Here is a 23,593-nt window from a genome sequence, read left to right on the forward strand (position 1 = left end):
GTAGCGCTATTGTAGGATTGTCGTAAGTCGAGACAGCGGACAGGAGGGGGCGCATGCGGCAAGGTGAGGGGACTGCCACGCCGGAGGAACGCATCGCCGACGCCGTGCTCGAGCTGCTGCGTCGCAAGGGGCCCAAGGCGGTGACGATCGAGGCCGTGGCCGCACACACGGGCATGGCCCGCACCACCATCTACCGCCGCTACCGCGACCGGGACGAGATGCTCACCGCGGTGATGGAGCCGATCGCGCAGCCCGCGCCTCCCGCGCCGGATGCCACCGCGCACCAGGTGCTGACGTGGCTGGCCGAGCAGTCCCTCCGTTCGGTCGACGGGGGCGTCGGCTTCGGCGGCCTTGCTGCGCTGGTGACCGATGCGGATCCCGCGTTCACCGGTCTCATCCGCTCGGTGCTCGTGCGCCACCGCAGCACCTTGACCGAGGTCGTGCGACACCACATCTCGCGGGGACTGGTGCGAGCCGACCTCGACGTCGAAACATTTCTGGACTGCATCGTCGGTGCCTACTTCGCGGAACGGGCCCGGAGCGGTGACATCGACGCCAACTGGAACGAACGGGTCGCGCAGACGCTGCTGCCCGCGTTCGTGCAACCGTGAGCCGTCCTGGAACGAGCGAATGTACCCTTCCCCCTTGTAGATCGACGGAAGGGTACATTCGCTCGGCTGCAGGCGGCGGCCGCTAATCGAACATGCGGTAGACCGCCTCGACGACGACGGCGGGCCGCTCGCTGCCCTCGAGCTCGATCATGCCGTCGATTGTGATCTGCACGCCGCCCTTCGGCAGCTTCTCGAGCGACTTCAGCGTGGCGTTGAGGCGGACCTTGCCGCCGGCCGGAACGGGGTTGGTGAAGCGGACCTTGTTCAGGCCGTAGTTGACGGCCATGGTCACGCTGTCGACCTTCAGCACCTCGCTCCACATCGGGATGATCAGCGAGAGCGTGAGGTAGCCGTGGGCGATGGGGCCGCCGAAGGGGCTTTCCTTCTTCGCCCGTTCGACGTCGAGGTGGATCCACTGGTGGTCGTCGGTGGCGTCGGCGAAGGTCTGGATGCGGTCCTGCTCGACGGGCAGCCACGAGCTGACACCGAGCGGTTGCCCGACGAGTGCCTCGAGATCGTCCAGGGTGGCGACGTGGGTGGTGGCGGTGGCGGGAATGGTCATGGGAACTCCTCGGTTCGCAGGTACCGACGTCAGCGCTCGATGCCGAGAACGCGCAGCGCGTTCTGCTTGAAGATCATCGGGGCTACGTCGGGTTTGATGTCGAGAGTGGCGAAATCGTTGCGCCATCGATCCACTTGGATGACCGGGAAGTCGGATCCGAACAGCACCTTGCGGCGCAGCATCGTGTTCGCGGCCTTGACCAGTTGCGGCGGAAAGTACTTCGGCGACCAGCCGGACAGGTCGAGGTAGACGTTCGCCTTGTGGGTGGCGATGGAGATCTGCGCGTCGACCCACGGTACAGCGGGGTGGGCCATGACGATGGTCAGATCGGGGAAGTCGGCCGCGACGTCGTCGAGCAGCATCGGGTCGGAGTAGCGCAGCTTGATGCCGTGCCCACCGGGCAGCCCCGCGCCGATGCCGGTCTGCCCGGTGTGGAACAGGGCCGGCACCTGTGCCTCGACAAGGGCCTCGTACAGCGGGTAGAAGCGCCGGTCGTTGGGCTCGAAGCCCTGCATGCTCGGGTGGAACTTGAAGCCCTTGACGCCGTACTCGTCGACCAGGCGGCGCAACCGCTGGACGGCGGCCTTGCCCTGCAGGGGGTCGACGGAGCCGAACGGGATGAGCACGTCGTTGTTCTCGGCGGCGAACTCGGCGATCTCCTCGACCGAGTTCGGGGCGTGCCCGGTGGCCGACTGCGCATCGACGGTGAACACGACCGCGGCCATGTTCCGCTCGCGGTAGTGCTCGGCGATGGACTTGATGGTCGGGGTGCGTTCCTCGCCGGACTTGAAGTACTTCTCCGACGCGGCCATCAGTTCGTCGTCCATGGACCGGTGGCCGCAGCCGTCGATCTCGACGTGGGTGTGGATATCGAGGGCGTCGATCTTGTCGAAGTCGATGCCGTATTCGTAACGGCTCACTTGGCGAGCACCTCCTCGGGGAATTCCTCGCCGACGGACTCGACGCGGTCGGCGAACACGATGGGCCACTGGGCGGCGACGTCGTCGGCGGAGAAGCCGCCGTCGTGGAAGGCGGTGGCGGTCAGCTGCGGGTGCGACCACAGTGCGAGGCGATCCCCGCCGACGGAGAACGCCTGACCGGTGATGGCGGCGGCGTCGTCGGAGGCGAGGAAGGCGATCAGGCCCGCGACGTCCTGGGGGGTGCCCATGCCGACCTCGCGGCGGATGACCGCGGGCAGCTCGCCGGTCTGCTTCATCTGTTCGATGTAGGGCGCGAAGATCGGCACGGTCTCGGTCATCGCCGTGACGGCGACGGGGCACACGGCGTTGGCGGTGATGCCGGCGCGCTGCAGTTCTATCGCCCAGGTGCGGACCATGCCGACGACGGCGGCCTTGGCGCCGGCGTAGTTGGTCTGGCCGAAGTTGCCGCGCTGGCCGGCGGGGGAGCCGATGGCGATGATGCGCCCGCCCTCGCCCTGCTCGCGGAAGCGCAGCACGGCCTCGCGCACGCACGTGAAGGTGCCGCGCAGGTGCACGTCGATCACGGCGTCGAAGTCGTCGTCGGTCATCTTCCACAGCACCTTGTCGCGCAGGATGCCGGCGTTGGTCACCATCACGTCGAGGCGGCCGAAGTGCTCGACCGCGGCCGCGACGAGCTTCCTCGCCGTCTCTGTGGGGCCGACGGGGGCGACCACGGCGACGGCGCGTCCGCCCGCGGCGGTGATCGTCGCGACGGCGGCATCGGCGGTGGCCCGGTCGACGTCGTTGATCACGACCGCGGCGCCGTGACGGGCCAGCTCGGTGGCGTAGGCGAGGCCGAGGCCCTGTCCGCTACCGGTGACGACGGCGACTTTGTTGCTGAGGTCCACGAGATCCTCCGTTGCTCGAGCTGATGTACTCCCAATCACATAGGAACATCTATTATTGAAAAAGTCAACGATTGAGGAACTGTTACCCTGAGGGTCACGACGAAAGGCTGTCGGAATGGAACGTCGACGCGTCCTCGAGGACGACCTGGGATTTCTGCTGACGCGTGCCAGCGCGATGGTGGTGCGATCGGTGAACGAGGCCCTCGCCCCGCTCGGGCTGCGGGTGCGCCCGTACACGGTGCTCTCCCTCGCGTGCGACGAACCCGCCGGTGTGGCGCAGCGCCGCATCGCCGCGGACATGGGACTGGATCCCAGTCAGATCGTCGCGATCGTCGACGAACTCGAGAGCCGCGGCCTCGTCGCGCGCACCGCGGATCCGGGCGACCGGCGCAACAAGCTCATCGTCGCCACCGACGAGGGGCGAAAGCTGTGCGACGAGGCGCGCCGGCTCAGCGAGGAGGTGTCGGACCGGCACTTCGCCGGCGCGAACCCGGCTCTTCTCACCGAAATGCGCAATGTGCTCGGCCGCATGGTTTTTCCCGAGTCGGTGAACTCGGTCTCCTGAACGGCCGCAAGCCGCCTCGCCGACGGCGCTGGGTGCATGTCAGCCTTGCCGGGCAGGAGTCGACGCATCGATCGATGCCGGACGGGTGACCAGCCACAGCGCCGCCACTACGGTGCCTCCGAGTGCGGTCGCGGCAAGAGCGGCGGCGGCGGAATCGATCCACAGTCCGGCAAGTGCGAGGCCTGCCGGAACAGCCGCGGTCAGCACCCCCTCCGTGATCGCCACGGCACCGGTGAAGCGGGTGAGTTCGGTGCGGCCGAGAGCCAGGACCAGAAAGAAGAGCAACCAAAGCCCGGCCCAGGCCAGCCAGAATACGACGAAGAGCCGGCCGCCGTCGTACCAGGTGCGGGCGGCAAACCCGACCGCGGCCACCGCAACGAAGAGGGAGAACCAGCCCAACCCTTCCGGAGGCCATCCCGTCGCAGCGTTGATCCCGACCCACAGGTACGTGAAGCCGAACAGGTAGAGACCGGCTGCCCCGGCGATTGCGGCGCCGCCACCGTCCGTGGTGACGATCAGGACGGTCGGGATCACCACCTGGAGGGTGCCGACGCACAGGTTCAGCGGCGCAGCGGCGCGGGCGGAGATCCGCCCGAGAAGCATGATGCCGTTCACGATCAGGACGGCACCGACGTAGAACAATCCGACATCGGTCATCTGCGGTCGCTTTCCGCCGAGGCGCCCGCGGTGCCGGGGCGTCCGAGCATCCCGGCACCGCGGACCCGTCGACTTACTGGGGGAGGATGTCCTTGTCGAAGATGTCGAGCGGAATCTTCAGCGTGACAGCCGCGTTCGGAATGTCGACGATGCCGCCGACGTGCATCTCGCACGGTGCGACGCTGATGATCGTGTACGCCTGCTCGGGCGCGTAACCGAACTTACCGAGGTAGTCGATCGCCTGTTCGACGGCGTCGACCGCGGCCATGGTGGTATCGATGTACTTCTGCTCCCGGCCGCGCGCGGACAAACCGGTGAACGACAGGTACCGGGTACCGAAGTTCGGGTCGACAGGAGAGGGTCGCAGCATCGGGTTCCGCACCCCGTACTTCGCCATGCCACCCTTGATCAGGTTGAACCGCAGCCACGTGGACCCATCCATTTCGATGGCGTTCCAGGTGATTTCACCATCGCCCTCGGCGAAGTGAAGGTCGCCGCACGAGAAGAGCGCCCCCTCGACGAAAACCGGGAAGTACACCCGCGAGCCGCGGGAGAGGTTCTTGATGTCGAGGTTGCCGCCGTTCTCTCGGGGCGGCACCGTGCGCGCCGCCGTGGCGGCGACCCGCGCCCATTCGTCGCCCTCCAGGGTGCGCAGCACCGACGTCGCGATCGCGTCCTCCCGCGGGCCGGCCAGGCCGTCGGCGATCAGCGGATCCTCCCGCTCGTTCCAGATCTGCAGCAGCTCGTGCGACGGCGCCACGCCGATCACACCGGGGTGGCTGATCGCGGGGATCTCCACGCCCGGGATCTGCCGGCTCGTCGCGAACAGACCGTGCAGGTCCCACACCGTCTTGAAGCCTCGAGGGAACCAGCTCGCCAGTGGTCCGCCCATTCCGGGCAGGATGTTCGAGTATCCGATACCCGAGAGCGGCTGCACGTCCAGAACATCGACCACCAGTAGGTCGCCGGGCTCGGCGCCGTTGACGTAGACCGGTCCGGCGATCGGATGGGTACGGGTCAGGTCCAGATCCCGGATGTCCTGGTCCTCGTCGGCATCCTGGAGCTGGTAGTCGTCGTAGCCGGGGGTTTCGAGGATCACCTCGTCACCCGGATCCAGTTCGTGCAGCGGCGGAATGTCGGGATGCCAGCGGTTGTGCCCGAGCTCCTTCTGCTCGGCAAGGGGAACGCCCACCTCGCAGCAGAATCTCGGAACGCCGAGATCGCGGTTGGGGAAACGGGATACGCCCGAGCGCGTGAAGTCCACGTCGGCTCCGAGCGAACGGGGGAGAGCAACATCGCTTGACATCTGTCCGACCTCCAATGGGGGATGTGCGTGGTGCGGCTCACAATTTACTTCCATTTGGAACTGTGTCAAGTGGAAATAATCTCGGAGCGGACGCCGCTACCTCCGTGCGCAGGGGTGCGTGGCGCGCGAGGAAAGCTGCCGCGCGGCACGCGGCAGCATCCGTGAGTCACACGGGGGCGACGGTCAGCGAGTGGTGAGCTTCTCCAGAAGCGTTCCCAGTTCACGCAGCTCCGCAGGCGCGAGCGGGGCGAACGCGTCCGCGAGCGCGGCGGTCACCGCCGGGGCGAGTGCACGATGACGAGCGATGCCGCGGGCACTGAGGCGGACCATCATGCGTCGCCGATCGTAGGAATCCAAGGTCCGGTACGCCAGCGCGGCGTCGACGAGCCGATCGACCGTCCGGGTCAGGCTCGGCCCCGGGATGAGGGTGACGGCGGAGATCGCACTCATCGTGGCCTCTTCCACGGAGGCGAGGTGGTCGACCACCCGCCACTGGTCGAGGGTGAGATCCGACCCGGTGAGGGCGCCCCGCACGGCCGCGCGGACCAGGGCGGCCGCCCGATCGACCGCCAGCGTATCCACCATGACCGCGTCGTCCCGATCAGCCTGCACCATGGGCACCCCTTGCTGAGACATCGTTCCGAACGCAATACTTCCAGATGAATATTCCACCGCTCGCGCAGCGGCCGCAAGGAGGCTCGATGATGTCGAGGAGCTATCGCATCGGACTGGTCATTCCACTGCGCGGGCCGGGCGGAATCTACGGTCCGTCGTGTGAGGCCGTCGCGAACCTCGCCGCCGCGACCCTCAACGACAACGGCGGCATCCTCGCCCGCGAGGTGGAAATCGAGGTGATCGACGCGAGCCTGCCCGCGCCGGAGCTTCGCGCCGAGATCGCTCGACTGCTGGCCGCAGACCGCATCCACGCGGTGACCGGCTGGCACATCTCGACGGTACGCGAGCAGCTCTCCTCGGTCCTGGCCCACCGGATCCCGTACGTGTACACCTCCCTCTACGAGGGCGGCGAGTCGCGTCCGGGCATCATCTGTTCCGGTGAAACCCCGGGCCTGCAAATCGGTCCCGCGTTGCGATGGCTGCGGGAGCACGCCGGCATCCGGCGGTGGACGGTCGTCGGCGCCAACTACGTGTGGCCGCGACGGACCGTCCCCGCCATCCGCGCCTACTGTCACGAGCTCGATCTGCAGGTCGTCGAGGAGATCTACGTCGACTACGGCACCACCGACTTCTCCCGGGTGCTGCCGCGTATCGAAAAGAGCGGCGCCGAGGGCACCGTCATGTTGCTCGTGGGTCGTGACGCAGTCGCGTTCAACCGGGCGTTCTGCGGACGGGGTCTGCATCAGCGGCTGTTGCGGTTCAGTCCGCTGATGGAGGAGAACATGCTACTGGCAAGCGGGGCGGACGCTACCGAAAACCTGTTCGTCGCCGCGAGCTACTTCACATCACTCGTCACCGCGTGTGCGCAGGATTTCATGTCCGCCTATGTCCGTCGGTTCGGTCCGGGCGCACCACCGCTGAACAACGCCGCCGAATCGTGTTACGAGGGCGTGACCACTCTCGCCGCGCTCACCGCCGCGGCCGGATCCAACACGATCGACGAGATCCTCCGTCACTCGGGCACATTGAGGTACGACGGCCCGCGCGGGTCGGTGCACGCCAGCGCCGGGTTGATGCACCAGGACGTGCACATGGCCGTGGCGGACGGGTACGAATTCGACGTCGTGGCCACGCTCTGACGCTCCTGCTCCGGGCGCAGGACTCCCGATGGTCATCAGCGCAGGAGACCAGCCGGACAGATGCCATGCCTCGGTTCGAACAGGACTGGAAGCACATGCATTTCCGCGGGGATCCCGGGACAGGGCAGGAACACACCGGCCGGTCCCACGGCGCCTCGGCGTGGATCGGACTCAGCGAGGCCATGGGCCGTGGTCACGACGCCGGCGCGTGGCCGGCGAGGACCGGTGGCGGCGCGGCGCGGTCGACGAGCCGCAGCTTCCACTCGGCAGCACGCACGGCTGCAACCGTGCGGTTGGCGGCGCCGGTCTTGCGCAGCACGTGCTCCAAGTGGGTGGACACCGTCGACGGGCGGATTCCCAGCTCCCGACCGATAGCGGTATTCGACGCGCCGTCACGCACCAGGCCGAGCACCTGCAGTTCCCGCACGGTCAAGCCGTCGGGCGGTGGCACGACGCGCGCCCGCACGAGGACCCCTCCGCCGCGGGCGGGCGCTAGATGGGCGTCGTAGACAATGCCGGTGGCGATGAGCAGGTAGTCGGCGGCGCGCCCGCGGCGACGCACCTCGGCCGCGACCGCACGCAGCCCGTCGCCCGCGGCTACGAGCGCGGCGGCGGCGGGCTCCGGGGGCGCGTCGAGGGGGCGGTCGATCGCGCCGGATGCGGCGACAACGAGCACGATCCCGCGCCCCGGATCTCGGTCAGCGGGGCCGGGCGCGGCAGCCGGGTCGACGACGCAGGCGAGGTCGGCGGCGAGCAGCGCCACCATGACCAGGTCTTCCCGATCGAACACCCGTCCACCGGCAGCGCTCAGGTTCAACATCCCCACATAGCGCCCGTCGGGGGCAAACAGGCATTGGCTGAGGCCGTCGGTGTACTGCTGCGGCACGATGACCTCGTCGAAGACGGGACCGTGGCGCAGCCGCGGGGGCACCGTGCACAGCTGCTGCGGCAGGCGCCGGCCGAGCATGTCGTCGAACAGCGGGTGGCGGGGCAGAAAGCGATTGATCGCGTCGACGATCGGCCGCGGGTAGCCGAGGCTGGAGGCGGTGCGGTGGCACCCGCGCGCCGCGTCCCAGCGAGAGATGGCGCCATGCGCGAACGGCACGCACGCGGACAGCTCGAACAGGACGCGAGCTGGGTCGGGCGGGTTGTCGTCGCGGGCGAGGCGTGCACTCAGTGCCAGCGCGGCCGCGAGGCGTTCCGTGTCGGCGCGGGACATGAGGTGATCATCCCCGGCGCGTCGCGCGTTGGCCAGGGGCATCGTTTCGGCGTTCGCGCATCGGTCGTTCGGCCGATGTTGTGTTACGGGCGTCACCCTACTGTCGGGCCGTTCGTTCCCCCGAATGGAGATCACCGTGGACATCAACGACTACACCGCGCACGACGCAACCGGCCTGGCCCGCCTCATTGCTGACAGGCAGGTGAGCCCGGCCGAGGTGCACGACGTCGCGGCGCGGGCGATAGACGCCGTCGATCCGGTTCTCGGCGCAGTCGCCGGCGAACGGTTCGCCACCCCGCTCGACCACAGCAGCGACGGCCCGTTCGCGGGCGTACCGTTCGCGATCAAGGACCTCATCGCGCACGCGGCCGGCGTCCCGCAGCGCAACGGAAGCCGGCTGTTCGGCGACGGTCTCGTGCCCGCGGAGGACACCTATCTGATGGCGCGTTTCCGCCGCGCGGGCCTGGCCACCATGGCCGTGACCACCACGCCGGAGCTGGGGTTCAACGCGTCGACGGAGGCGGCCGCCGCGTACGGGCGCCCCACTCGCAACCCGTGGGACACCGACCGCAGCCCGGGCGGGTCGAGCGGCGGGTCGGCGGCGCTGGTGGCGGCGGGTGCACTACCGATGGCACACGCCAATGACGGGGGCGGGTCGATCCGGATCCCCGCCGCCGCGTGCGGGCTGGTAGGCCTGAAGCCGACCCAGGGCCGCACCACCCCCGGACCCGAATACGCCGACCCGCTCATGGGCCTGGGCATCGAATTCGCGGTGACGCGCACCGTCCGCGACAGTGCCGGGCTGCTCGACGCGGTGCACGGCAGTGAGCCGGGCGATCGGTATCTGCTCCCGGCGCCCGAGCGCCCGTTCGCCGAGCTGGTCGGGCAGGACGTGCGGCCGTTGCGGATCGCGGTGTGCACCACCCCGTACGACCCGTCCCGCGCGGTCGACCCGCAGTCCGTCGCCACGGTGCAGGAGGTGGCGGCAGTACTCGAGCGACTCGGCCACCACGTCGAAGAGGCGGCCCCGCGTATCGACGCGCAGACCTTCGACGACGCGAACTTCACCGCCTGGTGCAGCTTCCTCGCCGACGGCGTCTACGCAACCGCAGAATTGCTGGGCGTCACCCCCAGCCGCGAGCACCTGGAGGCGACGACGCTCGAGTGCGCCCGGTACGGCGCGACGCTCACCGCGCGCGATCTGTACGCCGCCGACCGGGTGTTCAACACGGTGCGCCGCGAGGTGGCACGCTTCCTCGGCGAGTACGACGTGCTCCTCACACCGACGACCGCGCAACCGACCGTCCCGCTCGGGCACCTCGACGCCGACAACCCGGAGCTGGACGCGCGCGGATGGTACGACCGCATCTTCGACTACGGAGCGTTCACCTCGGTGTTCAACACCACTGGGCATCCGGCGCTCTCGCTGCCGCTCGGGCAGTCCGCCGAGCGCTGGCCGGTCGGGGTGCAGTTCGCCGGGCGCTACGGAGACGAGGCGACCCTGCTGCAACTGGCGGGCACGATGGAGCGGGCGATGCCGTGGGCGCATCGCCGTCCTCGCGTCCACGCCTGACCGGCGGCGGCCCCGGCGTCGAGGCGCGAACCGGGGCCGCCGCTCGCACGCCGCGAGTCCGAGCCGGCGAAAGACCTGGGTGCGACGGTGCCGGGCCGGTTCCACGCGTCTCTTTCGGTGAACCGCCCTCGATCCGCCCCGTGGCCCCCCATAGTCGTGGGTGCGCCGTTCGGGCATGCCCTGACGGCGCACCAGCGCTGACCCCGGCTCGTTGGTGGAATGGGCAGGGCGGGGCGAAGGTGCAAGGCGCAGCGAGACCGCTTGTGCCGCTGCCGAGGCGAGCAGGACCTCCGGCAGGGAACATGCCGGCTTGCTCCTGTCGGCGCGCCGTTTCTGGACGTTCATCGCGTGCTCGGAGTTCGGTGCCCGAGCATTTCGTGCGCTGGCACTATCGACCTTGTGGTTGCTGTAGCGGTGGCGATGCTCGCCGGGGTGCTCGTCTTCGCCGTGATGCGTCCGTGGGGACTGCCGGAGGTGTTCGTGGCACTGCCGGCCGCGGCCGCGGTCGTCGCATTCGGCGTCGTAACCCCGCACGAAGTAGAGCAGCAGCTGCGCACGCTGTTCCCGACCGTTGCGTTCCTCGCCGTCATACTCGTGCTCGGGCATCTCGCCGACGCGCTCGGCGTGTTCGCGTGGGTGGCGTCGGTTCTCGTCCGGCGCGCGAATCACGACCCGCGACGTCTGCTCAACGCCGTGTTCGTCACCAGCGCCGTCGTGACCGCCGTGCTCAGTCTCGACGCCACCGTGGTCCTGCTGACGCCGATCGTCCTGCGGGCCGCGACGGCGCTGCGGATGTCGCCCCGACCGCACGTCTACGCCACCGGGCACCTGGCGAACTCGGCGTCGCTGCTGATGCCCGTCTCCAACCTGACGAACCTGCTGGCCTTCACCGCTACCGGGCTCACATTCCTGCACTTCACCGTCCTCATGACGCTGCCGTGGCTCGCGGTGGTGCTCGTCGAGGGTCTCGTCTTCCGGTGGTTCTTCGCGCGCGACCTCGCCTCGTTGCCACCGCTGCAACCCGACCCGATACCGCCCGTGCACGCGCCGCGTTACGCGCTCGGGATCGTCGCCGCCACCCTCGTCGGATTCGCGGCGACGGGGCCGCTGGGGATCGAACCCGTGTGGGCGGCGGCGATGGGCGCGGCGGCCCTTGCCGTCCCGGCCCTGCGGCGGCATCGCACCACCCCTCGGCGAGTTCTCGCCGCCGCCGATCTGTGGTTCTGCGTGTTCGTCTTCGCGCTGGCCGTCGTTGTCGCCGGCGTCTCGTCCGGCCCCGTCGGCGACGCGTTGGCGAACGTGCTGCCCACCGAGTCGAGCCTCGGGGCGCTGCTCGGGGTGGCGGCCGCAGCCGCGGTGGCCGCCAACGTCGTCAACAACATTCCCGCGACGTTGATGCTCCTCACCGCTCTGGGCCCCGGGGCCCCGCCCGCTCTGATCCTTGCTGCGCTGCTCGGTGTAAACCTCGGTCCGAATCTCACCTACGTCGGTTCCCTCGCCACGATGCTGTGGCGACGTCTGCTCGAAGGCTCCGCCGGCCGTCCGGACCTTTACACCTACACCCGGCTCGGCGTGATCACGACGCCGCTCACCCTGGTCGTCGCGGTTCTGGCGCTGTGGATCGTCACCTGACTCCGCGTCGGACCTGACCGACCACCTCGGCGCAACCTCCGGGTCGAACTCGTTGCACGGTGCAGCGTCCCGGCTCCGGCGACCAGCCCTCAGCGGTGAACCGGCGGCACGTCCCGTTGCTCCAGCCGCAGACGGGCGGCGGGAATGACCCCGGGAAAGTAGTAGTGGCCCTCCGGAGACTCGACCAGATCCTCGGCATCGATACCGTGGACCTCCCACACGTCGACCGCGCCGCCGGTGTTGTTCATCTGCACGAACCAGTCCCGCTCCCACTCGCCGGCGCAGAGGAAGCAGCCCTGCTGCTCGGGCCGTCGGCTACCGGCGATACCGGGCGCGGCATCCATCCGATTCCAGTCCAGGCCGTATCGCGAGATGGAAGCACGGTTGAGCACGGAGGTGACGTGGTAGCGGACAGCCATCCGCCGACGGTAACAACGACGAACTATCCCCGGATAGTAGATTTTTTCGGAACCCCTGGGTATGGAACGCCGCACACCGGACTCGGCTGAGGTGACTTCGATGCGAGAAGTCCGTGCCCGGGCGTCACCTTCGCCAGAACGGGTGGTGCGTCACGCCGCTCGGGCTGGGCACGACCTCGAGATGGAACCGGTCGAGTAGCTCATCGGGTGACTCCCAGAGTCGTACTCCGGATCCGAGCTGCACCTGCGAGACTGCCACGTGCATGGTGTCGACGAGGTCGGCCTCGAGAAACTGCCGGATGGTGGTAGTCCCGCCACCGAGTCGGACATCCTTGCCCCGCGCCGCCTCCCGCGCCCGCTCGAGGACCGTGGCCGGGTCGCCGTCGACGAAGTGGAAGGTGGTGTCGGAGAGGGTGAACGACGGGCGCGGGTGGCGGGTCAGCACGAACACCGGGGTGCGGAACGGGGGTTCGTCGCCCCACCATCCGCGCCACTCGTGGTCGTGCCAAGGCCCGCGTTGGGGACCGAACTTGTTGCGGCCCATGATCTCGGCACCGATATTGCGGGCGTAGTCCCGCGTGAAGTAGTCGTCGAGGCCACGGCTGCCGCCAGGGTCTGTGCGCATGGGCCAGCTCGCCGTCGCGCCGGCCCACGCGAACATCTCGCCAGGGTCGGCGTGTCCGAACGGCCTCTCGAGGCTCTGGTGTACACCGGCCCCGAAGCCGTCACACGAGACGGTGAAGTTCTGGACTCTCAGCAGCTGATTCACTCGGTTCCTCCCGCACTCTCGATGAGGATGATACGGAGATTGAGACTCCATGGGGTGGACAAACTCATCGGTGGGGTGGCAATCATCCGAAATTCGGATCACTTCGAGAGACGACGGGAGGAACATCCGGGGAACAGAGTTCCTTGTCGGGGCGTCGGCCGCCCGGCCATGGTGATCGCAGGTGACACCGGGTCCGTGGCCGTCGTGCCGCGGTTCGTCGAGTACTCGAGGCATGAGATGCACAGGTTCACCGAACCGATCCCCATCCCTCCTGCGGCATTCATCGCAGCCCGACGTGGTTCACCCGCGACCTCGACACCACGGGACGGATCGAGACCGGTGTACTGATGGAGGTGGCGGTGCCGCGCTGATGGGAACCGACTCGTCGATCCTCGCCGACAGCACGCCGTCGCCACCGTCGGCCAACTCTTGGACGGCATCGCCTGCCGGGACCGAGGGTCGATCGCCCGGCGGTCGACCGGCCCACTCCTCGATGAGCTGCTGCCGGGCAGCAGCCAGCCCTTGTCCACAGGTCAGCACAGCCGGTACCACCCCGGTCTCGGCGGGGCGCCCATTGCCGTCGTCGAGGACGACGTTGCCGTGGTGCTCGGCGCCACCGACGAATCCGCCGAGCGTGCACCGAGGCCGGTCCCGGCCGTGCTGGTCGCATCCTCCTCCGCGCCTCGAACGGGACGCTGGGACGATCCCACCGTGATCCTTGGACCGACGCGCGGACAACACGGTCGCGGACGCGGTCGCCGAACCGGCCGAGTGGGACCGGAATGCCTGGCCGTGGATCGCCGACGACTGCGCGCTGTGGTGCGGTCTGCATCTGCGAGCTCGCCATCCCGAACTCGTCCGCCGGTACTGGGTGCTGTCTCCGTTGTCATGACACCCACCGCCGCTGAGTGCTGCCGACTGGGTTCTCGTCACGCCTGTCCCATTATCCTCACGATCGAGCGAAGACGGAGGCGAGGCGGTGGATCGCTCGGGCTCGGGCCAGCCGGGGGATGTCGCTACCGTCTCTGACACGGGTGCCGTCCGCGCCGAGTTGGTCGATGACGTCGCGGGCCCAGTCGATGTCGGTCGGGGTAGGGCTCAGGGCGCGGTTGATGACGGGGGCCTGCTCGGGGTGCATGCACAGCTTGCCCGACAAACCCATGGTGCGGGACACGGCGAGCGCGTCGGTGAGCGCGTCCTCGGCGGTGGTGAGTGTGGGGCCGTCGATGGGGCCGGGCAGTCCCGCTGCTCGGCTCGCTACCACCAGTCGTCCCCGCGCGTAGGACAGGGCCGGTGCTAGATCGGCTGCCCCGGTGTCGCGGCGGAAGTCGCCGCTACCGAAGGCGAGCCGGAAAGTTGGTTCTGTGGAAGCGATGTCGTAGGCGCGTTCGATGCCGAGTGCCGACTCGACGAGTGCCAGGACGGGGGTGCCGGCAGGTAATCGTATGAAGGTCTCGGTGACCTGTTCTGCCGATTCGCATTTGGCGAGCATCACGCCCAGCAGTCCGGGTGCTCCATCGAGTGCGTCGAGGTCGTGGTTCCAGTCCTCGCTTCCGGCGGGGTTGATTCGGACCCAGCCGGTGCCGCCGCGAGTGAGCCACAGGTAGAGGGCTTCTCGTGCCGCGGGTCTCGCGGAGGGGACGACACCGTCTTCGAGGTCGTAGATGACGGCGTCCGCCGCTCCGGTGCACGTGTCACCGAGATGCCGGCTGTGGGCTGCGGATACGAGCAACCACGATCGGGCATCGGTGGCGGGGACGACGGGATGGTCCGGGGGCATCGGTGCCATGGGCGGTCCTCCAGGTAGTCGCTGTTGTTATCGGGACAGCCATCCACCGTCGACGGACAGGGCGGTGCCGGTGACGTAGGCGGACGCGGCCGAGGCGAGGAAGACGACCGCGCCGGCGACGTCTTCCGGCCGTCCCCAGGTGCCGGTGGGGATGCGACGCAGCATGTTCTCGGCCCGGGTGGGGTCGTCGCGGTGGGCGGCGGTGAATTCGGTTTCCATGTAGCCCGGGGCGATCGCGTTGACGCGGATGTGGTGGGCCGCCCACTCGTTTGCCAAAGCGCGCGTCAAGCCGAGGATTCCGTGTTTGGAGGCGGCGTAGGACGGGACCTCCATCCCGCCCTGGAACGAGTTGACCGATGCGATGTTGATGATGCTGGCGGCGGCGTTGTCGTCGAGGGCGGACCGCGCGAAGGCCTGGCTGAGTAGGAAGGGGGTAGTGAGGTTGAGGTCGAGCACCGCCGACCAGTCCGAGGGTGTGGTTTCGGTCGCGGGACCACGGCGGATGATGCCGGCGTTGTTGACCAGGATCGTCGGGTGCGGGAACTCGGTCTTGGCCCAGGAGAAGAGTTCTGCCGCCGATTCGGGGGTCAGGCCGCTGAGGTCGGCGGTGCGGGTCGCGCAGCGGACTCCCCGGGCGCGCACTTCCTTGGCGACCTGATCGAGTTCCCCGATGTCGACGGCGACGATGTCGGCTCCGGCCTCCGCGAGTGCGATGGCGAGCGCGCGGCCCAAACCGCGCGATGCCCCGGTCACGATGGCCGCGTTGCCGTCGAGTCGGAACAGGTCCAGGACCGGGGTGTGGACGGGTGCGTTCATGCGAGAGCTCTTTCTGCTCGGATCGGGAGACGAGACCTTTTGGCCGGGCCGGTGTGCGGGTGAGCGCCGCACACCGGCCCGGCGGCGTTGTCAGTTCCGGGTGGCCTCGTCGAGGACCCGGTCGTGGACGAGGGAGGTGCGGGCGGTTTCCTTCGCGGCGATCACGGCGATGATGGTGATCACGGCCAGGATGGCGAGGTAGATGCTGACCGCGATCGTGTTCTTCTCCTCGACGGTTCCCAGCAGTGAGACTGCGATGACGGGGGCCAGACCGCCGGCGAACACCGAGGCGAGTTGGTAGCCGAGGGAGGCGCCGCTGTATCGGACGCTGGTGCCGAACAACTCGGAGAACATCGCCGCCTGTGGCGCGTACATCAGTGTGGTGAAGATCAGGCCGATGAAGATGGCCGCCGCGATGATGGTCTGGTTGCCGGTGTCGATGAGGGGGAAGAACACGAATCCCCATATGCCGGCGCCGAGTGCGCCGGTGAAGTAGAGGGGTCGACGGCCGACTCGGTCGGACAGGGCGCCGATGAGCGGCGTGAGGAAGAACTGGGCGACGGAGGCGATGAGCACACCGGCGATCGCGGCACTCTTGGGCATATCCAGGTAGGTGACCATGTAGGTCATCACCACGACGGTGAAGATGTAGTACGAGGTGTTCTCCACCAGTCTCAGTCCCATGGCGATGAGCACCTCGCGCGGGTACTTGCGCAGGACTTCGATGATGGGGGCGTGTTCGCTCTTGTGGTTTTCGAGGGCCCTCTTGTTTTCGGCGAAGACGGGGGATTCCTCGATGCTCAGACGGATCCAGAGACCGATCAGGACCAGTACTGCACTGAGCAGGAAGGGAACTCGCCATCCCCAGGAATCGAAGGTTTCGTCGCTCTGGACCAACGCCAGCACCCAGAGCACCACCGCGGAGAGGAGGTTTCCGAGAGGAACGCCGGCCTGGGTCCACGAGGTCCAGAATCCGCGACGATCGTTGTCGCCGTGTTCGGCGGCCATGAGCACTGCTCCGCCCCATTCGCCTCCGACGGCGAAGCCCTGCAGTAGCCGGCAGCCGATGAGCAGCATCGGCGCGGCGATGCCGATGCTCGCGAAGGTCGGCAGCAATCCGATGGCGAAGGTCGCGGCGCCCATCATGAGCAGGCTGACGACCAGCATCTTCTTGCGGCCGAGTTTGTCGCCGTAGTGACCGAAGACGATGCCGCCGAGCGGGCGGGCGAAGAATCCCACCGCGAAGGTCGCGAACGCGAGCAGGGTGGCCGTGGCAGGTTCGCTGTCGGGGAAGAACAGGGGCCCGAAGACGAGCGCGGCGGCAGAGCCGTAGAGGAAGAAGTCGTACCATTCGACGGCTGTGCCGATCATGCTGGCGAAGGCGACCTTGACGATCGACGTGCGCCCGGCCGCGTGAGTAGCTGGTTCGACAGCGACATCGGAACTGGACATGGCGTGGCCTTTCGGGACAGGGGTGGGGTCCGGTGTGGTCATGGGACGAGCACGACCTTCATGTCGTGGCCGGCCGCGGCACGTTCGAGTGCCGAAGCCGCGTCAGTGAGGGGAATCTCGGTCACCAGCTGCGGCCACGGTGTCGGGTCGACGGCCATGGCGGTGGCAGCGGCCCGGTAGTCGACCTTGGTCGATCCGTAGCTGCCTTGCAGGCGAATCTCCTTGCGGGTGACGGCGTTGAAGTCGACCGGTCCGGTGCGGGCGAACAGGCCGACGACGGAGATGGGGCTGCCGGGGAGGACGGCAGCGATGGCGGCGTCGAGTGCCGCGGTCGAACCGGAGGCGTCGACCCAGGCGGTAGGGGTGAACGGCAGCTCGTCCCGTCCGGCGATCACGGTGCGCAGACCGAGGGAACGGGCGAGCGGCAATCGCCCGTTCTCGTCGTTGTCGACTCCTGAAAGTACGACATCGTGGCCTCGCTGGGCGAGGACGAGAGCAGCCATCGTGCCGATCGGTCCGGGTCCGGAGACCACCACCTGGGTGGGGCCCTCGCCGGCGTTCTCGATGTGCGCTACAGCGCGGCAGGCGACCGAGAGTGGTTCGGTCAGGGCCAGTGTCGACGCCGGCAGGTCGCGGTCCACCTCGACCAGGCGGACCTCGGAGACGACGAACGATTCGGCGGCGGCGCCGTCGAAGGACAGCCCGAGGACAGTGCGTTGGGGACAGATCTGGCGGAAGCCGCGCTCGCACAGCGTGCATACCCCACAGCCGTCGATCGCCACGGGCACCACTCGCTTGCCGAGCCAGTTCGGGTCGACACCATCACCGAGAGCTTCGACGCATCCGACCGCCTCGTGTCCGAGCACTACCGGGGGGCGGATCCATTCATAGCCGGTGTCGTGACGCCAGGCGTGCACGTCGCTGCCGCACAGGCCGCAGGCCTCGGTGCGAACCCGCACCTGTCCCGGGCCCGGTTCGGGCTTGGGCAAATTCTGCACGCGGACGTCGCAGGGGATGGCACTTTTCTTGGTGAGAGCTCGCATGGGGAACCTGTACTTTCGCCCGCGGGCGGGCTCAGGGCTGAAAGAGGGTGAGATGCCGGCGGACACCGCCCCCGCGTGCGTAGAGCACTCGGTGTGGTTGCACCAGGCCGGGCGGTGTCCGCCGGAGCGGCGTCAGCGGATGAAGCGGTCGACGTAGTCGGCGCCGAGACCGACCGTCTCGTAGTGGGCGCGGGCCTTGTCGATCTTGCTGAAGACGTCCTCGATGCCGACGGTGTTGCCGTCGACGTCGACGTAGATGTAGGCGCCGCTCACGTGGAACAGGGTGGCCATCTCGGTCACGTCTTCGGGGACCTCGAGGGTGTGGATGTCGCCGGGCGGCTCGAAGGCGTAGGTGCCCTCTTCGGCCCACCAGTCGTATTCGAGGTAGTGCCAACGGCCGCGCAGGGTGAACGCGTGCACCGCGCCGGCGTGCCGATGGCGGGACAGGATTCCCGAGCGGCGTACTCGCAGGATGTTCACGAAGTAGCCCTGGCTCGCCGACAGCACCAGCGGGCGGAACTCGACGTCCTGGGACTGGGGGACCCACAGCCGTTCGTCGCAGTCGAGGTCCAGGGCACCCGGAACGATCAGGTCGTCACTCATGCCATACGGCTTGGGCCCCGTGTACGCGACCGCGGCCTCGTCCCTCATCTCAACGGTGGAACTCATGATGCTCTCCTTTCGCTTAATCGCATAAGTTACGGTACAGCCCTGTGTTTCAGCGCACAAGCCCCAAAGATGTCGGGGAGGTATTACGCGTCCACCTGGTCATATGCGGGCGGCGTCGCGTTCGTATGGGGCGACTCGAGTCCGCCATACCGGTAAGTCAATCTGATTAACCGAATCAGTCGGACCTGGGCGCACGCCGTGGCAGGAAGTCCCGGCCTGTGCCGAGTGCTTAACCGACTAAGCTTTCGGTATGGCTGATGTCTCCCACCCCCAGAGCGGGGGCCGTCCCCGCGGAGGGCGTCCTCGCCGAGTGACGATGAGCGATGTCGCTCGTCGGGCAGGGGTGTCCTCGGCAGCAGTCTCCTACGCGCTCAGTGGGGCGCCGGGGGTGAGCGAGGAGCGACGTCAACGGATCCTCGCCATCGCCGAAGAAATGGGATTTCGGCCCAGCAGAATCGCCCGGGAGCTTCGCGCCGGTACCACGAAAGCCATCGGACTGCTCCTCGCCGACATCGCCAACCCCTTCTACACCGAGGTCGCCGGCGGTGTGGTCGCTGCCGCCGCCGAAGAAGGCTACGAGGTGTTCGTCTCCCATGTCGGCGTGGATGGCTCCCGCCAGGCCGATGTCGCACTGGCCCAGGTCGATCGAAACTGCAGCGGCCTGATCTTCACCTCGCTCGTCGCCGACGACAAGCCGCTCCTCGACAAGCTCCGGCACGAGAACATCCCCGTGGTGCAGCTCTATCGCAAGGTCGAGGACGAGCCCTCCGACTGGGTCGGCATCGACGACTATTCCGCCTCGTTCGAAATGGCTTCCCACGCCGTCGCAACCGGCCGACGCAAAGTCGCGATCCTCGGCGGTCCCGACACGTCCAGTGTGTCCGTCAACCGCATGGCGGGATACCGCGACGCCCTCACCAAAGCAGGCCTGCAGGCGATCAACGAACCAGACCTGTGGGGCGAACTCACCCGCGCCTCCGGGGCGCTGCGCGCACGGGCGCTGTTCGCCGAACACCCCGAAACCGATGCGATCGTCTGCGGCAACGACCTGATCGCCCTCGGCGTTCTCGACGTCTGCCGAGAAATCGGCAAGCGCGTGCCCGAGGATGTGGCCTTGACCGGTTTCGACGACATGAGTTTCTCGAGCGCAGGCCCGTTGCAGCTGAGCACCGTGACGGTGCCGCGGGACCTGATGGGGCAACGAGCCGCCCGCATGCTCATCCAACGGATCACCGGCGACGAGAGTCCCCCACGCAACGAACTACTGCCCTACAGCATTCAGGTACGGGATACGACCGCCCGCCGCGGATAGTTCGCTCAACCGGAGCGTCGTAGCGATCCGGTTGAGCGCTGCGCACCGCCGAATGGGCGAACCGATGCGCAGGCATGGCCGAACGAGGGCGAGGCGTGCTCGATACGTCGTTGGAAGGGCAGCCGTCCCGGTACGGGCCTGGTGGCTGCACCTGCGCACGACCCCCTTTCCTCAGGGACCGGAGAAGATCGCGTGCCTGTGCCGTCCCCACCGGATAGCTGAGGCGACTACCCTTCGTCGATGATCGGTACTCCGAGGAGTGACTCGTGACAGGCGCAATCGGGCAGTCCCTACCGATTGCGGTCGGCCTGCTGCTGGCCGCGATGCCGATGGTGATGCTGTCGGTGCTCCTGGTCACCAAGCGGCCGGTGAGCGTGTCGTACGCCTTCGTCGGTGGCTGGGTTGCGGGCCTGCTCGTCGTGGGCGCCGTGGTGCTCGCGGTGGCGGATGTGATCATGCTGGCCGACGAGCCCACCTGGTGGGCCGGTGCTGTGAAACTCGCGCTCGGGATCGTGCTGGTCCTGATGGCTGTCCGGAAGTGGCGGGCGCGGCCGCAGGCCGGAGAGGAGTCCACCGTGCCAGGGTGGATGGCGGCCGCACAGACCATGACCGCTCGACGGGCTCTGCGTCTGGGGTTTCTGTTTGCGGCGGCGAATCCGAAGAACCTCGCCCTGGTCGCGGCGGGCGCAGCGGTCATCGCGGACGCGACTGCGCGGGTGCTCGAGCAGGTCGTGGCGCTGGTTGTCTTCACGGTCGTGGCGAGCCTGGGCGTGGCCGCCCCGGCCGTGGTTCGGGGCGTGTTCACCGACCGCGCTGATCGCGCGCTCGCCGTGGCCGATGAGTGGATGACCCGGCACCACGCGGCGATCATGGCGGCGGTCCTGCTGATTCTGGGCGTGCTTCTGATCGGCAACGGGATCGCCGGGCTGTAGACGCCTGCCCTGAAGCTCCGTCGTCGGCAGGCTTGTTGCCGCCGGATCGATGCAACGACGTCGGCAATTCTGCACTGCGGTGGTGGTCTCCACGGTGGCGAGTTACGGGTTTGCGCTAGACGGTTTGGATGAGACGCAGGAGCGGAAGTACGCGATCGGTGCGGCGAAGATACCTGGCATAGTCGGGGGCGGTCTGCAGTATCCGCGGCCAGAACGCGGCTGCCTGCTGGGGTGTCAGCTCTTCGGCGCGAACCTGTTTCGTCTCGCCGTCGACCTCGACCTGCGCCTGGGGGTCGGCTTTGAGGTTGAAATACCAGCCCGGATGGGTTGGCAGCCCGCTGTTCGCTGCGACGACTATCAGGTCTGGGCCGTCCGGGAAGTACTGCAGTAGTACCGTGCGCGGCAGGCCGGAGCGTCGCCCACGGGTGGTGAGGATGAGCGCTCGGCGGTGCCACGGACGCACGATCCGGCCCCGGGTCCGTCGGATGAGCCATGCCCCGATCCCGACCGAACGGGTGTCGACGACGTGTTCGATGCGTGTCTCGAGCCGTTCGACGCGCCGGGCAGCACTGTTCGTGTGGTCGTTCGAATCGGAGTTGCGCAGCTCGGTGGCGAGCAGTCGTAAGGCGCTCCGGCGGATCAGGCCGCTGAAGGGACCGACGACGGTCCAATAGCGGCCGAACCGCCGTCTGCTCTCCGCATCGGTCACGGCGACGCGCGTTTCTACTGTGAGAATCGACGACTCGGCGCCGTATGGGGCGACTCTGAGGTTGAGCACGATCTTGGCAAAGCCCGGCTCTTCGAAGGTGGCGAAGCCATCCGGGCTGACGTTCGGACCGGACGAGGCGTCGGCAGCCGCCCACGGGCGACCGATCTGGCCGAGGACCATCTCGAGATTCGGTGCTTCTGCGAGCAGAACCCAGCCATGGTCGGTCATGTCCGTGAGCCGGAAGGTCGGTGCAGCGGCGGCAGCTACTCCCGGGCCGGTCCGGTGCGCGATGAGGCGTTGGGGGAGGGCGCGCAGACCGATGAGCGTCCGGATCAGCGGGGCCTGGAACAGGTCGAGCTGACGCGCGGCGCGGTAGCACGATCGGGGGTGGGCGCGGACGATGTCGGCGTGTGCGATGGAGTAGTCGTAGTGCGGTAGGAACTCATCGATCAGCATCGCTGACGCGGTCGTCGGGGCGGGCGCGGGGTGCGGCCGCGGGGCCGATTGCTCACCGGTCACCACGATGCCTTCGGCATCCCGGGTACCGGCGGCTGCGACGGGGACGTCACTGTGCAGCGGAAGCGGGTGCCGACACCGATCAGCCCATCGATGAGCTTGTTCGCACGTAGCATCCGCGGGGTGTAGGCAGGTTCGTTGCGCTTGTCTATGACGACGTCGAACACTTCCTCAACCGGCCGGTGGATGAGGATCTCCCCGGTGATGGTCGCCATGGTGCTCTCCTGTCGACCTTCTCGGATGCTTGGGAAACTACCTCGAATGATACGGCCGGCAACTCCAGTAGTTCGCAGAAGAACTCAGCGAACTACTGGGGCGCAGCGGTGTGGTCGCGGGTTCATATCCTCCGAATCGGTACTGTTCGCCGGCGAGGCGCAGCTTGCGGTCCTCGACCATCGGAGTCGCACGCCCCGAGGTGGCAGCCGTGACCGGCGCGCCGGCGTGGACGCGGCGACATGCCGGTCCAGCACCCGCACGCACGCCGCGTCCCGCGGTGGATCCACATTAACGGCATACCGACTGTGGATGCGGCTATCGGCCGAGCCGGCAACACCTGCCGACTGATAGCCGGCGACCCACCGCTCGAGTGTGCTCACCGACACGTGCAGCTCCTCGGCTTGGTGGCCGTGGCGCCGATCGGAACATTCCGGCGTCGTCGCGACGGGACTACCGGTGTCCTGCACGTATCCGACCTCGACTTCGCCGGTCCGGGCACGATTCCTGTGTTGACCCCGAGGGACATCGAACCGCATCGAACTCGGTCCGGTTTCATTCAGCTGCCTGATCGGTCGACGACAAGCGGGCGAGGTGTCGAGTGTCAGTCCAGCATTTCCTTGAGATAGGCGGTGATCATGGCCGTCAGCTGGTCCGCGATGACGTCCGGCTCGATGGGCGGCTGATCGAGCACGTAGCCGACCGCGACGTTCTCGACGGTGCGGACGAGCATCCACGCGATGGCCTCGGGATGCTCGATCGGGCGCCGGCCGGGATTGAAGCGCAGCCACATGGCCAGCAGCGCGTCGATGCGGTGTTCGAACGCGACCAGCCGGCTGTCCGGCGTGCGGGGGAGTTGTTCGATGAGCACGCGCAGCAGGCGGGGGTTCTCGCCGAGTGCCTCGAGCAGCACCCGCATGTTGGTTCGCACCGATTCGGTCCAGGTGGGGGCGTCGAGCGCACCGGTGAACACGTGCGAAATGCGAGCTTGCACCTCCTCGGTCCAGCGGTCGACGACTTCGGCCACGATGGCATCCTTGCCGGGGAAGTACTGGTACAGCGATCCGGGGCTGATGCCCGCCGCGGCGGCGATCCGATTGGTGGAGGCGCCCTCGTATCCGTCGGTGAGCAGGACCTCCCGGCCGGCGGCGACGATGCGTTCGACCATCTCCAGCGAGCGGCGCTGCTGCGGTACGCGGCGCATCCGGCCCTGCTCCGCCGGTCTCACCGGCACCGTCCGGATGCGA

General features: G+C 68.0%; 25 protein-coding genes. 8 read left to right on the forward strand and 17 right to left on the reverse strand.

The genetic code is table 11. From position 1 onward, the window contains the following. Positions 1-53: 53 nt before the first annotated feature. Positions 54-611 carry a TetR/AcrR family transcriptional regulator gene (locus tag HFP48_RS02835; RefSeq protein WP_006932656.1) on the forward strand — a complete coding sequence of 186 codons (558 nt, stop codon included), beginning with the start codon at positions 54-56 and terminating at the stop codon, positions 609-611. Positions 612-693: 82 nt separating this feature from the next. Here the strand turns inward: HFP48_RS02835 and couM are convergent, their stop codons facing one another. The 3 genes from couM to couN are packed head-to-tail and all read right to left on the reverse strand — an operon-like array spanning position 694 to position 3,001. Next, on the reverse strand, positions 694-1,173 hold the full coding sequence (couM, locus tag HFP48_RS02840; RefSeq protein WP_006932658.1) for a p-hydroxycinnamoyl-CoA hydratase: 480 nt from the start codon (positions 1,171-1,173) through the stop codon (positions 694-696). Between the two features lie 29 nt (positions 1,174-1,202). Continuing rightward, entirely contained in the window at positions 1,203-2,093 is an 891-nt protein-coding gene (gene couO, locus HFP48_RS02845) for a 4-hydroxyphenyl-beta-ketoacyl-CoA hydrolase (RefSeq protein ID WP_006932660.1), read from the reverse strand. Beyond that, positions 2,090-3,001 (reverse strand): 4-hydroxyphenyl-beta-hydroxyacyl-CoA dehydrogenase, encoded by a 912-nt coding sequence (gene couN, locus HFP48_RS02850; protein WP_168578990.1) that lies wholly within the window; start codon positions 2,999-3,001, stop codon positions 2,090-2,092. The genes couO and couN overlap by 4 nt, the downstream gene beginning before the upstream one ends. A 115-nt stretch (positions 3,002-3,116) precedes the next feature. Between couN and HFP48_RS02855 the strand changes: the two genes are divergently transcribed. Further along, entirely contained in the window at positions 3,117-3,566 is a 450-nt protein-coding gene (locus HFP48_RS02855) for a MarR family transcriptional regulator (RefSeq protein WP_029547166.1), read from the forward strand. A 39-nt stretch (positions 3,567-3,605) separates the two neighbouring features. Here the strand turns inward: HFP48_RS02855 and HFP48_RS02860 are convergent, their stop codons facing one another. The 3 genes from HFP48_RS02860 to HFP48_RS02870 all read right to left on the reverse strand — a co-directional run bounded on the left by HFP48_RS02860 (position 3,606) and on the right by HFP48_RS02870 (position 6,144). Beyond that, the gene (locus tag HFP48_RS02860) at positions 3,606-4,223 is read right to left on the reverse strand and encodes an AmiS/UreI family transporter (protein ID WP_006932667.1); all 618 of its coding nucleotides are present in this window, start codon (positions 4,221-4,223) and stop codon (positions 3,606-3,608) included. A gap of 73 nt (positions 4,224-4,296) precedes the next feature. Further along, positions 4,297-5,598, reverse strand: a complete 1,302-nt coding sequence (locus HFP48_RS02865; RefSeq protein WP_230304401.1) for an acetamidase/formamidase family protein — start codon at positions 5,596-5,598, stop codon at positions 4,297-4,299. A gap of 114 nt (positions 5,599-5,712) precedes the next feature. Then, positions 5,713-6,144, reverse strand: coding sequence for a MarR family transcriptional regulator (locus tag HFP48_RS02870; RefSeq protein WP_006932669.1), 432 nt, complete (start codon positions 6,142-6,144; stop codon positions 5,713-5,715). Between the two features lie 86 nt (positions 6,145-6,230). Between HFP48_RS02870 and HFP48_RS02875 the strand changes: the two genes are divergently transcribed. Next, complete coding sequence (locus HFP48_RS02875; RefSeq protein WP_168578991.1) at positions 6,231-7,283, forward strand: substrate-binding domain-containing protein; 1,053 nt, start codon at positions 6,231-6,233, stop codon at positions 7,281-7,283. 193 nt (positions 7,284-7,476) lie between these two features. On the opposite strand, the gene HFP48_RS02880 is transcribed toward HFP48_RS02875, so the two are convergent. Continuing rightward, positions 7,477-8,502, reverse strand: coding sequence for a helix-turn-helix transcriptional regulator (locus tag HFP48_RS02880; protein WP_168578992.1), 1,026 nt, complete (start codon positions 8,500-8,502; stop codon positions 7,477-7,479). Between the two features lie 124 nt (positions 8,503-8,626). On the opposite strand from HFP48_RS02880, the gene HFP48_RS02885 reads away from it, so the two are divergent. Further along, positions 8,627-10,075: an amidase family protein gene (locus tag HFP48_RS02885; RefSeq protein ID WP_246872510.1), complete on the forward strand. Its 1,449-nt coding sequence runs from the start codon at positions 8,627-8,629 to the stop codon at positions 10,073-10,075. A 399-nt stretch (positions 10,076-10,474) separates the two neighbouring features. After that, a complete protein-coding gene (locus tag HFP48_RS02890; RefSeq protein ID WP_168578994.1) occupies positions 10,475-11,707 on the forward strand; it encodes an SLC13 family permease in 1,233 nt (410 codons plus the stop codon). Between the two features lie 89 nt (positions 11,708-11,796). Here HFP48_RS02890 and HFP48_RS02895 read toward each other — a convergent pair whose 3' ends face one another. Both HFP48_RS02895 and HFP48_RS02900 read right to left on the reverse strand, forming a co-directional pair. Then, positions 11,797-12,126 carry a hypothetical protein gene (locus HFP48_RS02895; RefSeq protein ID WP_037201361.1) on the reverse strand — a complete coding sequence of 110 codons (330 nt, stop codon included), beginning with the start codon at positions 12,124-12,126 and terminating at the stop codon, positions 11,797-11,799. A gap of 124 nt (positions 12,127-12,250) precedes the next feature. Further along, complete coding sequence (locus tag HFP48_RS02900; RefSeq protein WP_168578995.1) at positions 12,251-12,895, reverse strand: dihydrofolate reductase family protein; 645 nt, start codon at positions 12,893-12,895, stop codon at positions 12,251-12,253. A gap of 718 nt (positions 12,896-13,613) precedes the next feature. Between HFP48_RS02900 and HFP48_RS31455 the strand changes: the two genes are divergently transcribed. Then, complete coding sequence (locus tag HFP48_RS31455; RefSeq protein ID WP_006942037.1) at positions 13,614-13,787, forward strand: hypothetical protein; 174 nt, start codon at positions 13,614-13,616, stop codon at positions 13,785-13,787. A gap of 57 nt (positions 13,788-13,844) precedes the next feature. Here the strand turns inward: HFP48_RS31455 and HFP48_RS02910 are convergent, their stop codons facing one another. The 5 genes from HFP48_RS02910 to HFP48_RS02930 all read right to left on the reverse strand — a co-directional run bounded on the left by HFP48_RS02910 (position 13,845) and on the right by HFP48_RS02930 (position 18,664). After that, positions 13,845-14,684, reverse strand: a complete 840-nt coding sequence (locus tag HFP48_RS02910; protein ID WP_168578996.1) for a CoA ester lyase — start codon at positions 14,682-14,684, stop codon at positions 13,845-13,847. A 27-nt stretch (positions 14,685-14,711) separates the two neighbouring features. Then, positions 14,712-15,500, reverse strand: a complete 789-nt coding sequence (locus HFP48_RS02915) for an SDR family oxidoreductase (protein WP_168578997.1) — start codon at positions 15,498-15,500, stop codon at positions 14,712-14,714. 90 nt (positions 15,501-15,590) lie between these two features. Beyond that, entirely contained in the window at positions 15,591-16,952 is a 1,362-nt protein-coding gene (locus HFP48_RS02920) for an MFS transporter (RefSeq protein WP_006942028.1), read from the reverse strand. Positions 16,953-16,990: 38 nt separating this feature from the next. Beyond that, positions 16,991-17,995: an alcohol dehydrogenase catalytic domain-containing protein gene (locus HFP48_RS02925; RefSeq protein WP_043802259.1), complete on the reverse strand. Its 1,005-nt coding sequence runs from the start codon at positions 17,993-17,995 to the stop codon at positions 16,991-16,993. A gap of 132 nt (positions 17,996-18,127) precedes the next feature. Then, positions 18,128-18,664, reverse strand: a complete 537-nt coding sequence (locus HFP48_RS02930; RefSeq protein WP_006942026.1) for a 2,4'-dihydroxyacetophenone dioxygenase family protein — start codon at positions 18,662-18,664, stop codon at positions 18,128-18,130. 316 nt (positions 18,665-18,980) lie between these two features. On the opposite strand from HFP48_RS02930, the gene HFP48_RS02935 reads away from it, so the two are divergent. Next, positions 18,981-19,976, forward strand: coding sequence for a LacI family DNA-binding transcriptional regulator (locus HFP48_RS02935; RefSeq protein WP_231385999.1), 996 nt, complete (start codon positions 18,981-18,983; stop codon positions 19,974-19,976). A 266-nt stretch (positions 19,977-20,242) separates the two neighbouring features. Continuing rightward, on the forward strand, positions 20,243-20,908 hold the full coding sequence (locus HFP48_RS02940; protein ID WP_006942023.1) for a GAP family protein: 666 nt from the start codon (positions 20,243-20,245) through the stop codon (positions 20,906-20,908). Between the two features lie 115 nt (positions 20,909-21,023). On the opposite strand, the gene HFP48_RS02945 is transcribed toward HFP48_RS02940, so the two are convergent. From HFP48_RS02945 to HFP48_RS02955, 3 genes are all read right to left on the reverse strand, one after another. Next, complete coding sequence (locus HFP48_RS02945; RefSeq protein ID WP_152103850.1) at positions 21,024-22,139, reverse strand: nitroreductase/quinone reductase family protein; 1,116 nt, start codon at positions 22,137-22,139, stop codon at positions 21,024-21,026. After that, a complete protein-coding gene (locus tag HFP48_RS02950) occupies positions 22,133-22,348 on the reverse strand; it encodes a hypothetical protein (protein ID WP_006942019.1) in 216 nt (71 codons plus the stop codon). The genes HFP48_RS02945 and HFP48_RS02950 overlap by 7 nt, the downstream gene beginning before the upstream one ends. 602 nt (positions 22,349-22,950) lie before the next feature. Next, positions 22,951-23,580 (reverse strand): TetR/AcrR family transcriptional regulator, encoded by a 630-nt coding sequence (locus HFP48_RS02955; RefSeq protein WP_246872511.1) that lies wholly within the window; start codon positions 23,578-23,580, stop codon positions 22,951-22,953. Positions 23,581-23,593: the final 13 nt, after the last annotated feature.

This window comes from Rhodococcus sp. DMU1 (genome assembly GCF_012272955.1).
GTDB lineage: Bacteria > Actinomycetota > Actinomycetes > Mycobacteriales > Mycobacteriaceae > Rhodococcus > Rhodococcus aetherivorans.

What these genes read in the sequence shown, in the direction of transcription:
- HFP48_RS02835 (WP_006932656.1), top strand. Translation starts at nt 54, where the DNA reads ATGCGGCAAGGTGAGGGGACTGCCACGCCGGAGGAACGCATCGCCGAC.
- couM (WP_006932658.1), bottom strand. Translation starts at nt 1,173, where the DNA reads ATGACCATTCCCGCCACCGCCACCACCCACGTCGCCACCCTGGACGAT.
- HFP48_RS02855 (WP_029547166.1), top strand. Translation starts at nt 3,117, where the DNA reads ATGGAACGTCGACGCGTCCTCGAGGACGACCTGGGATTTCTGCTGACG.
- HFP48_RS02860 (WP_006932667.1), bottom strand. Translation starts at nt 4,223, where the DNA reads ATGACCGATGTCGGATTGTTCTACGTCGGTGCCGTCCTGATCGTGAAC.
- HFP48_RS02870 (WP_006932669.1), bottom strand. Translation starts at nt 6,144, where the DNA reads ATGGTGCAGGCTGATCGGGACGACGCGGTCATGGTGGATACGCTGGCG.
- HFP48_RS02875 (WP_168578991.1), top strand. Translation starts at nt 6,231, where the DNA reads ATGATGTCGAGGAGCTATCGCATCGGACTGGTCATTCCACTGCGCGGG.
- HFP48_RS02880 (WP_168578992.1), bottom strand. Translation starts at nt 8,502, where the DNA reads ATGTCCCGCGCCGACACGGAACGCCTCGCGGCCGCGCTGGCACTGAGT.
- HFP48_RS02885 (WP_246872510.1), top strand. Translation starts at nt 8,627, where the DNA reads ATGGAGATCACCGTGGACATCAACGACTACACCGCGCACGACGCAACC.
- HFP48_RS02895 (WP_037201361.1), bottom strand. Translation starts at nt 12,126, where the DNA reads ATGGCTGTCCGCTACCACGTCACCTCCGTGCTCAACCGTGCTTCCATC.
- HFP48_RS02910 (WP_168578996.1), bottom strand. Translation starts at nt 14,684, where the DNA reads ATGGCACCGATGCCCCCGGACCATCCCGTCGTCCCCGCCACCGATGCC.
- HFP48_RS02915 (WP_168578997.1), bottom strand. Translation starts at nt 15,500, where the DNA reads ATGAACGCACCCGTCCACACCCCGGTCCTGGACCTGTTCCGACTCGAC.
- HFP48_RS02920 (WP_006942028.1), bottom strand. Translation starts at nt 16,952, where the DNA reads ATGTCCAGTTCCGATGTCGCTGTCGAACCAGCTACTCACGCGGCCGGG.
- HFP48_RS02925 (WP_043802259.1), bottom strand. Translation starts at nt 17,995, where the DNA reads ATGCGAGCTCTCACCAAGAAAAGTGCCATCCCCTGCGACGTCCGCGTG.
- HFP48_RS02930 (WP_006942026.1), bottom strand. Translation starts at nt 18,664, where the DNA reads ATGAGTTCCACCGTTGAGATGAGGGACGAGGCCGCGGTCGCGTACACG.
- HFP48_RS02935 (WP_231385999.1), top strand. Translation starts at nt 18,981, where the DNA reads ATGAGCGATGTCGCTCGTCGGGCAGGGGTGTCCTCGGCAGCAGTCTCC.
- HFP48_RS02950 (WP_006942019.1), bottom strand. Translation starts at nt 22,348, where the DNA reads ATGGCGACCATCACCGGGGAGATCCTCATCCACCGGCCGGTTGAGGAA.